10 protein-coding genes are annotated in these 15,180 nt (G+C 36.2%); 5 read left to right on the top strand and 5 right to left on the bottom strand.

Features of this window, described 5'->3' with window-relative positions; translation table 11 throughout:
• Positions 1-140 precede the first annotated feature (140 nt).
• Entirely contained in the window at positions 141-1,052 is a 912-nt protein-coding gene (locus LRP81_RS20260) for an SDR family oxidoreductase (protein WP_230504548.1), read from the bottom strand.
• A 136-nt stretch (positions 1,053-1,188) separates the two neighbouring features.
• Between LRP81_RS20260 and LRP81_RS20255 the strand changes: the two genes are divergently transcribed.
• Entirely contained in the window at positions 1,189-1,359 is a 171-nt protein-coding gene (locus LRP81_RS20255; RefSeq protein WP_230504547.1) for a hypothetical protein, read from the top strand.
• 160 nt (positions 1,360-1,519) lie between these two features.
• Here the strand turns inward: LRP81_RS20255 and LRP81_RS20250 are convergent, their stop codons facing one another.
• Positions 1,520-4,294 (bottom strand): leucine-rich repeat domain-containing protein, encoded by a 2,775-nt coding sequence (locus tag LRP81_RS20250; RefSeq protein WP_230504545.1) that lies wholly within the window; start codon positions 4,292-4,294, stop codon positions 1,520-1,522.
• Between the two features lie 764 nt (positions 4,295-5,058).
• The gene (gene galE / locus LRP81_RS20245) at positions 5,059-6,072 is read right to left on the bottom strand and encodes a UDP-glucose 4-epimerase GalE (RefSeq protein WP_230504543.1); all 1,014 of its coding nucleotides are present in this window, start codon (positions 6,070-6,072) and stop codon (positions 5,059-5,061) included.
• A 503-nt stretch (positions 6,073-6,575) separates the two neighbouring features.
• Here galE and LRP81_RS20240 point away from each other — a divergent pair.
• Both LRP81_RS20240 and LRP81_RS20235 read left to right on the top strand, forming a co-directional pair.
• Entirely contained in the window at positions 6,576-7,040 is a 465-nt protein-coding gene (locus tag LRP81_RS20240; protein WP_230504541.1) for a VanZ family protein, read from the top strand.
• Between the two features lie 146 nt (positions 7,041-7,186).
• Positions 7,187-8,254 (top strand): acyltransferase family protein, encoded by a 1,068-nt coding sequence (locus LRP81_RS20235; protein WP_230504539.1) that lies wholly within the window; start codon positions 7,187-7,189, stop codon positions 8,252-8,254.
• A 157-nt stretch (positions 8,255-8,411) separates the two neighbouring features.
• Here the strand turns inward: LRP81_RS20235 and LRP81_RS20230 are convergent, their stop codons facing one another.
• Both LRP81_RS20230 and LRP81_RS20225 read right to left on the bottom strand, forming a co-directional pair.
• On the bottom strand, positions 8,412-9,791 hold the full coding sequence (locus LRP81_RS20230; RefSeq protein WP_230504537.1) for a Glu/Leu/Phe/Val family dehydrogenase: 1,380 nt from the start codon (positions 9,789-9,791) through the stop codon (positions 8,412-8,414).
• A gap of 221 nt (positions 9,792-10,012) precedes the next feature.
• Positions 10,013-11,635: a sensor domain-containing protein gene (locus tag LRP81_RS20225; RefSeq protein ID WP_230504534.1), complete on the bottom strand. Its 1,623-nt coding sequence runs from the start codon at positions 11,633-11,635 to the stop codon at positions 10,013-10,015.
• A 256-nt stretch (positions 11,636-11,891) separates the two neighbouring features.
• Between LRP81_RS20225 and LRP81_RS20220 the strand changes: the two genes are divergently transcribed.
• Both LRP81_RS20220 and LRP81_RS20215 read left to right on the top strand, forming a co-directional pair.
• Positions 11,892-14,432, top strand: a complete 2,541-nt coding sequence (locus LRP81_RS20220) for an EAL domain-containing protein (protein ID WP_230504532.1) — start codon at positions 11,892-11,894, stop codon at positions 14,430-14,432.
• A 55-nt stretch (positions 14,433-14,487) separates the two neighbouring features.
• A complete protein-coding gene (locus LRP81_RS20215) occupies positions 14,488-15,027 on the top strand; it encodes a CBO0543 family protein (RefSeq protein WP_230504530.1) in 540 nt (179 codons plus the stop codon).
• The last annotated feature ends 153 nt before the right edge of the window (positions 15,028-15,180 follow it).

Raw genomic sequence — 15,180 nt, 5'->3', positions numbered from 1 at the left:
GGAGGCTCGCGGGTCACCCGCGGAAAGCGAAGTCTTGCACGGAAATCAATAGCGGTATTTATTGTCGGCCATTATATTGTTCGTCTTTTTGTTTGTGTTCTTTAGTTTTGTCCCAGCCTCTATTTATTGTGAATTTGTTTTTATGAAGATTGCCATTCTCCACCATTCACATGGAGTGTTTGACCTGTAACATATCTCGAATCATCGGAGGCTAAATAAACATAAGTTGGCGCAAGTTCAAATGGTTGGGCAGGTCTGTTCATTGGTGCTTCTGAACCGAAAATTGCCACATCATCTGCTGAAAAGCTGGCTGGAATTAATGGAGTCCAAGTTCTCCCTGGTGCAACGGCATTCACTCTAATACCTTTATCAACGACATTTCGTGCCAACGCTCTTGTAAAACCAACATTTGCAGCTTTTGTAGCAGAATAATCAATCATTTGGCTTTCTCCGGCATAGCCTACGATAGAAGCAGTCATAATAATAGAGCTTCCTGGCTTTAGATGAGGTAAGGCAGCACGTGTCGTATAAAAGTGTGAATATACATTTACTTTAAAGGTATCATCGAACTGTTCGTCTGTTACATCTAATAAGCTATCCTGTTGAAATTGAATGCCAACATGATTTACTAAAATATCTAAACGGCTAAAGTCTTGGATAGTTTTCTCGACAATTGCCACTGCTTGTTCTTTTTCCCTTAAATCCCCTGGGAGCAACAAACATTGACGACCGAGCTCTTCCACGCGTTTTTTGGTTCGATTTGCATCTTCATGCTCATCCAGATAAGCAATCGCAACGTCTGCCCCTTCTTTAGCAAATGCGATTGCTGTAGCTGCTCCAATTCCGCTATCCCCACCTGTAATCAAAGCAACCTTTCCTGTTAATTTTCCACTTCCCTCGTATTGAGGGTTTTCTATAATTGGCCGTGGATTCATTAGTCTCTCTAAACCAGGCTGCCGTAATTGACGCTGTTCCGGTACTGTAATCGGAATATCCTCAAACCGGGTAATTTTCCCATAGTTTGGTTGTAGAGGATAATTAGAATGATTCATTTTATACCTCCCGAAAAAATTAGTCTCATTACCATATGCTTATGGGGAATAGGCGTGATTAGTTTAGGTAAAGTACTGGCTCATATAAGAAAAAGCTGAATAGGGTAAATAAGAGTAGCAGGATGGAGGGATAGCAATGGAAGATAACAGAGTAGATGGTGTGGAATTACTTCTAGTAAGTGATACTGATGAAAAGGTCCAGATGCAATATGCAGATAATCCTTATACATGGTCCATGTCATTAATTGGACCAAGACCACCATATTTTTGTCACCCACGCGTAGAAGCTCATTATCCACTAATCTAATATAGAAATGCTCAATTATAAAGCTTTTTTGTTTTTGGACAATAAACTTAAATGTTTTTTAAACTAGATGCAGGAAAAGAACCAGTATCAAATGAAAAGCCAAGGAGACTGTAAAAAAACCCGGACTGATCTTTCAACTTAGTCCGGGTTTGTTATTCATTTATGCTTTTTTTCTACGCATTCCAAACCAGCCGGCACCAATTCCAATAACCAGAAGGGCCAACCCAATGAACATAAAGTTCATGGAGTTTGTAGCAGTGTTTGGAAGTTTATTTTTTGTGTTCGGTTTCGCTGGTGTTGGCTCCACTTTTGTCGGTGTTTTGCCGACATTTTCATTCTTTGGTTTTTCTTTGTCTGTTTCTTTTGCTGGAGGTGGCGAAGTGTTATTACCTTCTTCCTCTTCCTCATATGGTAAAGTAGATACTTCTATAAAGTTAAAGTCAACAAAATCTCCATTAGCGTCCAAAGCAACTATTTCAATTGAATAATGGGTATCTGCCTCTAAACCCTCAAACAAATAAGTTGTTTCTTCCAGTATATCGTAAAAATCCCCATTTTTACCTATTATGTAGGAAGTAACTTCTTCTTCGCCGAGGTAAGTCCATTTAACTTCAATACTGTCTGAGGTAACGTTCGTTACATTTATTTCTAGATCACTAGTCTCGTAGAAATCCTCTTCATGTAAATAGACAGTAACATTTCGTTTTAGAAGCTCTTGGAGAACTTCGTATTCAGGAGTACCTTCTTCAAAAGAAAGACCATCAATTCCAAATAAGGTTACATCATTTAAGAATGGAAGTTCAAGCAGTACACTTATATCAGTAATATTTGTGTAGTGTAAATATAAAGTCTCTAAATCTTTCATACTACTGATGGCGGAAATATCTGAGATAGGATTTCCAGATAAATCAAGATAGTAAAGATTTAAATTTTTTATTACACTAATATCTTTGATTTTGTTATTTGCTGCAGATAGCGAAACTAAGTGTTCTAGTTTTGCAAGCGGCATTAAGCTTTTTAATTGGTTATCACTAATATCTAAGTCTTCTAAAAAAATAGCTTTTTCCAGACCGGCTAAATCCTTAATGTCGCCATTATCTCCAGTGTATAAATAGTCCAGACGTTCCATATCAGATTGATGGATATCCCGTTTGGGTAATCCTAATTGGTTACGGATAGCTTCTGCTAGTGCAGCGTCCTTAAATGTAACAATTTCTCCTGTTGGAGCAGGTAGGGTTTGAGCCATTTCCATGGTATCAAATAGGAAATTGCCTTTATTATCGTACATTTCCACCTTTATGACATAATCTTTTTGAGCCTGAAGGCCAGTAATCGTTAACCAAGTCTCTTTTGTTTTCTTATAAAGTTTTTCATTTACATAAACATGGAATGTATATTCTTCCTCATATGCATCCTCATTCTCAAAATAATATCCCCAGCTTAAAGTGATCGTCGATTCAGAGGTACTCTCTATCCAAATATCAAGTGGCTCGATGTATTCTTCATCAAACACATCAATATAAACCCCAGCTTCTGCCCACTTCTTTAATAGCAAGAAATCCGCTGAACCTTCTGAATAGTCTATATTTGTTCCCTCTAATGTGATAGTAGATATATGGTCTAAATTTTCTAAAGCCTTTAAAGATGTAATGCTTGTATTATGCAAGAATAAATTCTCCAAATATTCCAGCTTAGAAAGAGTGTCAATATTGGAAATTGGATTGTCATTTAACCATAAAGTATTTAACTTCGTTAGACCAGCTAACGGGCTAATATTTTTTATTTTGTTTGTATCTAAATCTATATGCTCTAATTTTGTTAGACTAGCTAAAGGTTTAAGATCTGTAATCTCGTTATAGTAAAGAGTAAGGTATTTCAAGTTTACAGCTTTTTCTAATCCACTAATCTTCTTAATTCCATATTCCGGAGCGAAAAGGAAGGTTAATCCTTCTAAATCACTTTCAAACAAGTCACGGTCAATATGGAGATTTTCTTTAACTGCCGCTTCTAAGTTTTTATCAGGAAAGCTAACTATCTCTCCTCTTGGTAAAGGGAGAGTTTTAACTTGGATCGTTTCTTCCAGAAGTACTACCTTTTGCGAATTAAGTGCTTTAACCTTCACTTCATAGCTAGTTTCAGGTGTAAGTCCTGTAAACTCATATTCTGTAAATCTTGTTCCATCCCTTTTAACGAGCTCTTCGTTTAAATACAATTCGTAGGTCGCTATTCTTCCAATCTGCTTTTCTGCATATGCAAACCAAAAAACAGTAAAGGAATTTTCGTTTACGAAAAACTTGTCCAAATACAACTCACTTTCATATGCCACACCAGGTACATCGAGTAAGCTAGGAGCAGGGGAAGGTAACTTAGTTGGGGTTGTCTCTTCCTTAGCGGCTTCGCTAGTTTCGTTTTCCAGGTTCGTATCTACTTCTACTACAGGTTCTGTGTCTGCCTCAACCTCTGTTAAATCAGGATTGTCCTCTTTTGTTGCTTCTTCCTCAAGAGGTGACGGCACAGTCGCATTTATGCTGTTGCTTGTAAAAGATTGCTCGTCCACAGTCCAGGAGATGCTGTACTCTACAGGGGTTTCTTTTTCTACAGGATCTATGTAACTAAATACCTGCTTGTTAGTAGAGGATTGATCAGTATTCACGTGTGCCGTGATAGTTTCCGATTCCCCGTTTTTTAGTACTGAAAAAGTTTGAGTGAGCTTTGTTAAATCTGAATTACTCGTTGTTTCCCATTCCAGAAAGACTCCATTCTCTGTTTGCTCTGCTTTTGTTAAGAGTATGCTTGCTTGAATGGTCGCTGCTACTTGTGTGCTCTCTTCTGTCGTTTCTTCTGTAGTCTCTTCTGCAAACGTAACAGCAGGACTCACAAGTGAAAATAGTAGTGCAAATACAATACTTACGTTTAGCCAAAAATGCTTTTTCAACTAAAACAATCCCCCGATTTCGCATGAAATTTATTACCCAACAAATTAATTATACTCGCATTGTTCGATTTAGAGAATGGATTTTTCTAGATTTTTTTAAAAAAATTACCAAAATAAACTTGCTATTTTTTGGAGTGGTTGTAAGGGTGTTTCTTCGTTTTTACATGTATACATATTTTTTAATAAAGGAAGTAAAACAAAAGGGGGGAGGGAGATGGAGCAATTTTTCTATCTGTTATACTTGGCGGTTGTATAGGAAAAGAAGTAACAACAGTAGCCACTGGAGTGGTAACTTTTCATTTAAAGAACATCTAGTGGAGTTTTGAGTGATAGTTAGAATATGGAATATTGATGCCCCCGAAATCAACTTGGACCAGCTTTCACAAAGTAATATCGTTTTTCAAGGAGCAGTAGGGAACCCGAAGTTTGTGTGAAATCATATTTCTTTATGAGGATTGCTTGGTAAAATTAGGAGGGGATTCGAACGGGTCGTAATCATTCGTCCTGCCAAGCAATTGATAGGCCGCTGTGTCATCCATAGGGTTTTGATCTTAGGTAGTGCAATATGAAGCACAAAACTAATGGGCATGAGCGTAAGTGGAATGAAGCACAGGATTTGTGTTATGAAGGATAAGAAGATCATTAATAACTACTTCTTGATAGTGATTTTATAAAAAGGCCCTCATACTAAGCATAGTTAGTAGAGGACCATACTTCTTTAAAAAAGAAGGTATATTAAAATTTAAAGGTTTTTGAGGAATGATTTATACGTCATACCCGTTAGGATTGTTTTTCTGCCATTTCCAAGAGTCTGCGCACATTTCATCTAGCCCTTTTTCTGCTTGCCATCCGAGCACATCTTTTGCTTTTGCAGGATCTGCGTAACACTCTCCGATATCACCTGGTCGTCTTTCTACTATTGTATATGGTACTTCATTTCCAGAAGCTTTTTCAAAAGCGTGAACCATCTCCAACACGCTGTGGCCTTTTCCTGTTCCAAGATTAAAGGTGTCTACTCCCTTGCTCATCATTACTTTATCTAAGGCTTTCAAATGCCCCTTTGCTAAATCTACGACATGGATGTAATCACGTACGCCTGTTCCGTCAATGGTGTCATAGTTGTTACCAAAAATTTGAAGCTGTTGCAGTTTTCCGATTGCTACTTGAGTGATAAATGGCATCAGATTGTTGGGAATACCATTAGGGTTTTCTCCAATACGACCGCTTTCGTGGGCTCCGATAGGATTAAAGTAACGTAATAATGAAATGCTCCACTCGGAATCTGACACATGAAGATCACGGAGAATCTGTTCAATCATTAATTTTGTTTGGCCATAGGGGTTAGTTGCACTTAATGGAAAGCTTTCTGATATCGGTACACTTTCCGGTAAACCGTACACTGTTGCAGATGAACTAAAGACCATGTTTTTTACACCATGTTTTTGCATTACTTCACATAAATATAAAGTGCCAGTGATGTTGTTTTGGTAATAAAATAACGGCTTTTCCACGGATTCTCCGACTGCTTTCAGACCCGCGAAGTGGATAACAGCCTTTATGTCGTGATTGCTAAATACATCATCTAATCTTTTTGGATCCAATAAATTAAGCTCATAAAAAGGAAAGTCTTTTCCTGTAATTTCCTTAATTCGTTCTAATGAAACAAGATTACTGTTTAATAGATTATCTACGACTACAATTTCATAGCCAGCATTCAATAACTCTACACATGTGTGGCTACCAATGTATCCAGCCCCGCCTGTTACTAGTACTGCCATCCTTTTTCCTCCATTATCCTTCTTTTTTACCATAGTAGCATAATTGAATTGCTTGTACCATGAAGAACTTTTCTTTCTATATAAAAAGGCTATTTTCGCAACTTTGTTGCTTTTACGAACTTTATTAGATACTCGTAATAATCGTTACTGTCGTGCTATTTTCCTGCCATTTTGTTAAAGTCAAAAGCACAAGTTTTCAATGAACATACCGGTAAAAAGTCCAGAACCCATCTTTTTACCGGTTACTTGTAACAATTAGAAAAGCGCCTATAATAAATAATTTAAATAAACATTTTGTATAGTTATGTTAACAAATTTTGAGCTTATTCAATGTTATATTAGACTAAAAAATATCTAAGTTCAACTAGCAGTAGCTAGCAGCATCCTGTATAATATCCTCAACTAATACTTGGTATTGTTTAGACGCAAACTTTTCTGCTGAAAGGTAGAGCAAGAAAAATTTGTTGTAACAGATGAAACAACTATTTTCAAGGAGTAGTCGAATGAAAAACAAGAACACCTTGTGGAGAGCCCTATCCTATGTGGCAGTGGTTAGTTGGATGGCACTTATTTTTTTTTTTTCTTCCCAGCATGCAGAACAATCAGCGAACTTAAGTGGGGGGATAACTCATTTTATTAGGGAAGCTATCCAAAAATTGGCGCCAGAAGCTGATTTGAATATGGAATCTCTGAGTTATTTTATTAGAAAAAATGCTCATTTTTTTGCGTATATGATTCTTGGGGTATTGTTAGTTAATGCGTTGCGAAGTACTGGAGTTAAGTTTTGGAAAAGTATATTATTTGCATTTACTATTTCCGTACTCTATGCGATATCTGACGAGATACATCAACTTTTTGTACCAGGAAGAAGCGGGCAGGTAAGTGATGTTATCCTTGACAGTGTTGGGGCGCTTGTTGGTATAGGAATTTACACGTTAATACTTAGTTTGAAAAGGAGCAAGAGTTAATGGGAGTACTTGACAAAATCCGAAGATTAAAATTTCCGAATAAGTGTATTAATATTTTTTCGGAATAATTAATAATTTGTAACAATCATCTATTCCTCTATTATTCATGTTAAACTATTTGGTGTTTGGCGCAAAGGAGGAAGAGCATGAAAAAACAAATAAACGAAATCTACTGGATTCGTGCTGTTGCCTGTTTAAGTGTCGTTTTTATCCATACTTTGACAAGGACCTTCGGTAACTTTGATTTACCAGTTTCTACAAAAGAAATAATGAAAATTGTACAAATATCTTTGATGTTTGCTACACCTATGTTTATTTTAATTTTCGAAGTAATTCTTGGTAACGCATATTGGAATCGTTTACCAGATAAATTTTTCCGAAAACGATTTTTATATCTATTTTTACCTTACCTTTCCATACCATTTTTGTATGGAATTTATGAAGTAGTTACAACTAGCACCACAACAAACTTCGTACTAAATAAAACCTTAACTAATATTCAGTACGCTTATTGGCATGGTTATTTTATCCTGATTATTTTACAATTTGTTTTAATCCATGCTTTTTTTGTGAAATTTCTAAAAGGTATCCCTGCTTGGATAATGCTAGTCATTACATTAATAATTAATGCAAGGTACTTGCATACTGCTAATTTCAATTTTGATCTGATGCCTCCTATTATGCATGAATGGTATTCACTCGTACGCGTACCATTTTTAGGTTGGATATTTTATTTTACGGTTGCTTATTATGCAGGTAAATATTTAATTCAAATTAGGGAGAAACGTAAATGGGGATTTCCTGTAGCAATTGTTGCAAGTGGAATAAGTTTGTACTATGTATTGAATAATTATAATACTGGTGCTTTAACTCAAATCTCTTCTGTTCGCTTTGATATTTTGTTTTATACTGTTTCATTGTTTTTTGCCTTTTATTATTTATTTTCATATACCAAAACTGTGCCGAAAAGTGTAAAGTTTATTAGTAAATATTCTTTTCCCATATATTTGCTTCATTATATTGGATTTGATATTATCACTCCTTTTTTATCAAAAATGAATATGGGGTTGTTTATTATCCTTCTTTTTGGCGCTGGAATTTTCATACCAGTTGCTATTGCTAAAGTTTTCAACTGTTTTCCATTTGGTAAGTTTATTGTAGGACATTTAAGAAGTTCTCCAATAAAAGAGAAGAAGGAATACAGAGCAGCATAAATTAAATTAATGTTAAGGAATTTTAAAAAATATTAATATTATTGAGACGCATTCAATTAATGAATGCGCCTTTTTTTGATGTGTTAAGTGTACTTTTAACACTATTAAAGTTTATTAAAAGCAGGATGGTACGGTAATTTTCTGGAGCTGCATCCAGTTAATACAATTTCCCCTGTCTATATAAGACTGTCGATAGTTTCATGACGGAATGGATGTAACAGTTTTGTCTTAACGGATATGGGTCTCCAAAGAAAACAGGGAGGATGGTGTCCAAAGTAGTTTTCATTTTCTCAAGCAGTAGCTTGAATACTTGGTCTTCTGTGTAGAATTGGGTTTCCCTTCCTTGTAGCCATTCCAAGTAAGAAACGATGACTCCTCCGGCATTTGCAAGAATATCGGGAATAATAATAACACCTTTGTTACTCAAAAACTCATCTGCTTCACTTGTGACAGGTGCGTTTGCTCCTTCTACGATAATGCGTGCTTTTAATTTTTCTTTGTTAGCATCGTGAATTTGATCTTCAAGAGCTGCAAGTATTAGGACATCCACATCGAGGTAAAGGACTTCATCTCGATTAAGTACTTCCCCTTTTAAACCAGCTTCTCTTAATTGTAGTTCAGTGGTTGGAAGTTCCCCGCTATTTAAGGAGACGAATTTTATAAGGGCCGGGATATCCAGACCATCTTCATGAAATAGAGTAACATTTCGGTCGCTAACTGCTACCACTTTATTTGAAAGCTGTTGGCACTGGTAAGCCTCTAATGCGGCTACAGAGCCAACATTTCCAAAGCCTTGGACAGCTATTTTTAGTGTGTTACTGTCATAATTTAAAGCGGTTTTAGCAAATTTGTTGTTAGAATCTTTAAGTAGGTTTCTTTGTTGTTGGATAAAGTCGTGCATTAGGTAACGGAAGCTGAAATACACTCCTTTTCCGGTCGCTTCCCGGCGTCCGAGGGAGCCACCATTTATTACACTCTTTCCTGTAAAACTTCCTTTATAAGGCTTGCCAGGGTGGATACTTTTATATTCTGCCATCATCCAGTCCATCTCTCGTTCGCCAGATCCCATGTCAGGTGCAGGGATATCTTTGTCTGGTCCGATTATGTCACTGAAATATTGGACATATTTTTTGCAAATTAAATGAAGCTCTTTTTCGGAATAGGAACGAGGATCGATGATGATACCTCCTTTTCCACCTCCGAATGGGACATCATGTAAAGCGGTTTTCAACGTCATGAGAGATGCAAGGTTAATGACTTCATCCTCATTTACCGATTCATGAAAGCGGATACCCCCTTTATAAGGCCCTAATGCATTGTTATGTTGGACCCGAAGAGCAGGGATTCTGACGACGCTTCCATTTTCAAGAGCAATTCGCAAAAACGATTTATGTAAATGGTTTGGTGTGGATAAAATGGCCCCAAGTGAAGTAAATGCCTGTTTTCTAGCATTGCCTTTCAGCTCAGGTAAAAAAACAGTGTCCTCTAATAGTGCATCTAGAGATTCCTGGACAATGAATCTTGTCTGACTTGCCATTAAAAAAAGCCCCCTTATTATCTGTGTGTTTCATATCAGTATAACACAGCGATAATAGGAGGGCTTTTTATAAGGTTTGATGGATATCTATCCATGAAGGATTGCCGTTTATAACGTATCAAATGCTATTTTAAGTACCTAGTTTTCTTAAATTTCCAATTTTGGGGCATTTATTTTCCGTTTCAGTGCCTTATTCCCTCGTATTGCCAATTCGCCTAGTTTCATTGGGTGCTGAATGCATAACCGTTGCGACCAGAATTCTTAACCGAATAAAGTGCTTGATCTGCTTTGCGGAAGAGCTGTTTTACCGTTACACCATTGTCAGGGTAAGTGGAAATACCGATGGAGGTAGTTGTCTGAAATTGTTTTCCTTGTACGGCGTATGGTTGGTCTAATGATTGCAATAGTCGGTCAGCAACTTTAACGACCATTTCCATGTCCTCGATATCTTGTAGCATGATAACGAATTCATCTCCACCAATTCTTCCTACTACGTCTTCGTTACGAATACAGTTTGTAAGTCTTTTGGAGAATGCAATGAGCAATTTGTCACCAGTTTCATGACCATAAGTGTCGTTTATCACTTTGAAGTGGTCACAGTCTAAAAAGAGCAAGGCAAGCATTTTGCCGCTTTGTTCGGCTTCTTTTATTGCAGCTTCTAGTCTTTCTTCCATAAATCTGCGATTAGGAAGTTCTGTCAGGCTATCATGATAGGCTAAGAAGGTGAGTTGCTCTTGAAGTTGCTCTCGTTCAATTTCAGCAAGTCGTTGTTCAGTTATATCTTGTGCGATTATGTACATTCCTTTTAGGTCATCTTTCACAATAATCGGAACATGAGTAACATTTAGATACAACGCAACACCATTGGCATTTTTCGTGCTTAAATCGTAATGGATTGCCTTACCGTTCATTTCTATTTTTTGCTTAGGTAGCTTCTTAGTTATATAATCTAAGAAGGAGAATCCAATAATTTCATTTTTGGAGAAGCCTATAATCTGTTCGCAAGCATCGTTTCCATTTACAATAATGCCATCTTTGTTTACCATGATTACGGCGTTTCGGTGATAGGAGAAAAGTGATTTGTAAGCCTCATTGCTTTCTTCGAGCTGCTCTTCTAATTCTTTTAAATGCTCAATGCTGCGATAAATCATAGAAATAGCTACCACTTGCTTTTCTTCATTGAAAACAGGGGAGTAGCTAATAGAAACCTGTATTGGTTCCCCGGATTTCGTAAGTCTTACCGTCTCCATAGATGGGACGGAGATTCCTTTCAACAATGATTCCCATATTTTGTTTGCTTGTATTCTTAATTTTTCTGGAATAAATACCCCGTTACTCCAATTATGTCCAATTAATTCACAAGCTTCCCAACCAAAATGCTGGACAAAAGCCTCGTTTATTTTCAAAATTATTCCTTTAATATCTAGAACTAACATAGCATCGACCGTATTTGTAACAAGTGAATCCAAGAAAATGTAGTCCTCTACTCGTTCTTTTAGGTGATTTATATTTTTGGTGATGGCCAAAACATATGTTTTGTTATTATATTCAATACATGTAAGGCCAGTTTCCGATGCCGGGAGGTCTGCAACGAAAAGATTCAAATCTGAATATGTTACAGGTTGTTTTGTTTCGATACATTTTAAGTAAAATGGGTATAAGGTTTGAAACACTGAAGAAGGAAGTACCTCCCTTAGTTTTCTTCCTATCATATCAAAATCGAGTTTTGTTTGAGCAGAAGCATTTACTTTTGTATACCATAACTCGTTATTTTTCCACTCTACCAGAAAAACCATGTCGTCCATTTGACCGAAAAATAACGGAAAATGTTGTTCTATATTCATCGAATTCCTTCTTTACTCATGAGATTGGGGTAAAGGATTTTTAATTAATAGTTTTTTTAGACTAGTTGAGCTGGCACTTATCTTGTGAAAAGATGGTAACAAGTAACCAAACAAGAGGTAGTGAAAAAGCATGGGATTTGTCCAATAGTCTTTTTATTATAATTAGCTATATTATACCAATTGTAAAAAAAATAAAAAGATATTAATATGTTGTTATAATATGTAATTTTAGTGAAATATTTGATTGGAGAAGAGGATGGAAACTTTAAACAATTGGGGTAAACAGCAAAATAGTCACGAAAGTTCGTACAAAACTCATTTGCACCAAGATGAACTTTTTCATTCTATCTTTCATCATCATCCACATGCCGTTTTATTTTTGAACGCTCAAGGGGACATTGTTAGGAGAAATAAGCAGGCTACTATACTCTTTGGCTATAAAGCAGCTGATATTTCTGGTGAGTTTTTAAAATTTATCCCGCCTAACAGTCATAAAGATGTTTTAGAAATTTACGGGAAGTCGCTACATGGATTGACACAGCATTTTGAAACAAAAATCATACATAAGAATAAATGTATTATAAATGTACGGATAACTAGTGTGCCAATTATCGAAGAAACTAAAGTAATAGGAACATATCTAATAATCCAAGAAAGTGAAAATGGAACCGAAGAAAAAATAGAAGCTGAATCAAAAACTATTTATGATAGCTTAGATCTTGGTATTTGGTCTTATAGTCTTGAAACGAAATCTTATTTATATTTCTCCGATGGAGTAGAACGAATTACAGGATACTCGCTTATCCAACTCTACAGTCAAGATTTTGAATGGAGTAATCTCATAGTAGAAGAGGACTTAGAGAGATTTCATCATCACCTTTCAATTGCTTTTGAAGGACAAGAGGTAGTACAGGAGTATTGCATTCAATTGCCAAGCAATATATTAAGATGGGTTAGAATGCAGGTAATTCCATTAAAGAATGATGAAGATAACGTTTTAAGTGTTCATGGTGTCATTACGGATATAACGGATTATAAGCAGCTGTTAGAGAAAGTTAATCATTTTGCCTATCATGATTATTTAACCGGACTACCTAACCGCAGACTATTGAATAAGGCAATGGAAGAGCTTATTACTAAACATGTCGATAGTGGCACTGAATTTGCAGTTTTATACATAAATCTAGACCGATTTAAATATACGAATGATACATTAGGACACTCCGTTGGAGACGCCTTATTACAGGCAGTGGCAGGACGATTAGGTACGTATAAAATGCAAGGTCATTTTGTTTCAAGAGCAAGTGGAGATGAGTTTATCCTACTTTATCATGGCAAAAACTTACTTACTAGAATAAAAGATATTGCTAAGGAACTCATCGAAACATTGAGAGAGCCATTCTATGTAGAGGATTACGAGTTGTTTCTTACAGCATGTGTTGGTGTAAGCGTATTTCCGATAGATGGTGAGCATGGGAATACATTGTTAAAGAATGCTAATATTGCTCTTTATCGGGCAAAGGAGCTTGGGAAAAATTACTTTGAAATTTTCACGCCCAGCATTAGCGTGAAAACATATCAACAGTTTACACTTGAGCGTGATATGCATAAGGCAATCAAGGAGGAGCAGTTTGAGGTTTATTTTCAACCTAAAGTGCATAGGGATACATATGAAATTGTTGGGGCGGAAGCTCTTATCCGTTGGAATCATCCAGTTTGGGGCATGGTTTCTCCGGGTGAATTTATTCCTCTTGCAGAAGAATCAGGCATTATCAATGAAATTGGTGACTATGTAATGGAAAAGGTACTGAAGCAACTAGGTTCTTGGAAACGACAAGGGATGCCACTCGTACCAATTTCGATCAATGTAGCTCCGCAACGGTTTTTACGTAAGAATTATTTCAATATGGTCAAACAAACCATTATTAATTATGAAGTTAACCCTAATCTTCTAGAGTTGGAGATTACAGAATCTAGTTTTCTTCACAATTCGGAAGTCGTCTTGAAGATGGTACAGGAATTACGGAAGCTTGGTGTGAAAGTTGCGTTAGATGATTTTGGAACAGGCTATTCCTCGATGACAAGATTAACAGAATTGGAAATAGATATTTTGAAGGTGGACAGGTCTTTTGTTAAAGATGTCGAGAGTAATCGAAAAAAAGCAGTTATTCTAGAGTCCCTCATCATTATTGCCAAAGAACTCAAAATGGAAGTGGTGGTGGAAGGAGTCGAGACGGAAGCTCAATTGAAATTTATGCAAGAAAAGAAGTGTGATATTATTCAAGGATACATTTTTAGCAAACCAGTGCCTGCATGGCAGTTCACCGAAATGCTGGAGACTAGAAAGCTGAGTCCTAAGACGCAAACTGAAAACGGTACGGAAGTTGATAATAGAAAATACTTCCGTATCGAGCTTCCTTATTCTATTAAGGGAGAACTAACGATTAAGAGAATGAAGGATTATGAGGTGAATCTCGGATCTACCGCAATAGTAATTGAAAACATCGGCCCTGGTGGCTTGCGTTTTTGCTCCCGAATGCAATTTCCAGTCCAAGATGAGCTTATTCTTTCTGTTTCATTCCAATTGCTTGGTATAACAAAAACGTTGGAATGTAAAGTTGTTTGGAAAAGCGAATTGGAAGAGTGTTATTTTCAGTATGGGGTAGAATTCATCCTTACTAAAAACGAAAGAGCGGATGTAAACAAGCTCCTTAATCATACGGCCATCGAGTTGAGAGATAGCCATTATTTGCCGAACAGCAATATGATAAAAGAAACAGGGGAAGCATTTTTGTAATGTTGTTTATCTCTTCCTAAATATGTCAATACTTTCATAGGAAGAGGTGGTAAGTATGTTCGATCAATTACAAGAAGGCATCAGAAAAAATAATAAAATAGAATGGCAATATTGGTTAGATAACGACATATTTAGTTTAAAATGGTGGATTATTGTTTTAATTAGTGTGGTCTTTTTATTAATTTTTTTAGCTTTAATTGATAAACAACGAATCAAGCTTATAAGTATTGCATTTTTAGTGACATTTATTTTAGTTGCCATTGTAAATGAGGGGGGATACTTTTTTGGACTATGGAGTTATCCTCATCAGTTTGTTCCTTTTCTGAAAAATGTAAATGCCGTCGATTTCCTTACAATTCCAGTCATTCTTACCCTACTCTATCAATTTTTTAGTAGGTGGAAGTACTTTTTAATTGCTAATATTATCGTTCTATTATTAATAGCGTATGTCGCTGTGCCGCTCTTTGTTTACTTTAAATTTTATGTATTATATAAATGGAACTATACATTATCTTTTGTTACTTTATTCATTGTCAGTATTTGTGTAAAAGTAATGGTTGATTGGATTAACAAACGAGCTAAACAAAGTTATTAGATTTTTCTAGAGTATCCTTGGTTATATCGACCAGAGGTACTCTTTTTTTGTCGATTTCGTTCGACTAACCATCAATCCTGTACCCCAAACGAATCAATTTTGTTGCCCTAAAAAGAAAGTAGGTCATCATATAATAAAAGAAAGCGTTTACAA

Source organism: Sutcliffiella rhizosphaerae (assembly GCF_917563925.1).
GTDB lineage: Bacteria > Bacillota > Bacilli > Bacillales > Bacillaceae_I > Sutcliffiella_A > Sutcliffiella_A rhizosphaerae.
This window is presented reverse-complemented; position numbering and strand designations above follow the sequence as displayed.

What these genes read in the sequence shown, in the direction of transcription:
- LRP81_RS20260 (WP_230504548.1), bottom strand. Translation starts at nt 1,052, where the DNA reads ATGAATCATTCTAATTATCCTCTACAACCAAACTATGGGAAAATTACC.
- LRP81_RS20255 (WP_230504547.1), top strand. Translation starts at nt 1,189, where the DNA reads ATGGAAGATAACAGAGTAGATGGTGTGGAATTACTTCTAGTAAGTGAT.
- galE (WP_230504543.1), bottom strand. Translation starts at nt 6,072, where the DNA reads ATGGCAGTACTAGTAACAGGCGGGGCTGGATACATTGGTAGCCACACA.
- LRP81_RS20240 (WP_230504541.1), top strand. Translation starts at nt 6,576, where the DNA reads ATGAAAAACAAGAACACCTTGTGGAGAGCCCTATCCTATGTGGCAGTG.
- LRP81_RS20235 (WP_230504539.1), top strand. Translation starts at nt 7,187, where the DNA reads ATGAAAAAACAAATAAACGAAATCTACTGGATTCGTGCTGTTGCCTGT.
- LRP81_RS20230 (WP_230504537.1), bottom strand. Translation starts at nt 9,791, where the DNA reads ATGGCAAGTCAGACAAGATTCATTGTCCAGGAATCTCTAGATGCACTA.
- LRP81_RS20225 (WP_230504534.1), bottom strand. Translation starts at nt 11,635, where the DNA reads ATGAATATAGAACAACATTTTCCGTTATTTTTCGGTCAAATGGACGAC.
- LRP81_RS20220 (WP_230504532.1), top strand. Translation starts at nt 11,892, where the DNA reads ATGGAAACTTTAAACAATTGGGGTAAACAGCAAAATAGTCACGAAAGT.
- LRP81_RS20215 (WP_230504530.1), top strand. Translation starts at nt 14,488, where the DNA reads ATGTTCGATCAATTACAAGAAGGCATCAGAAAAAATAATAAAATAGAA.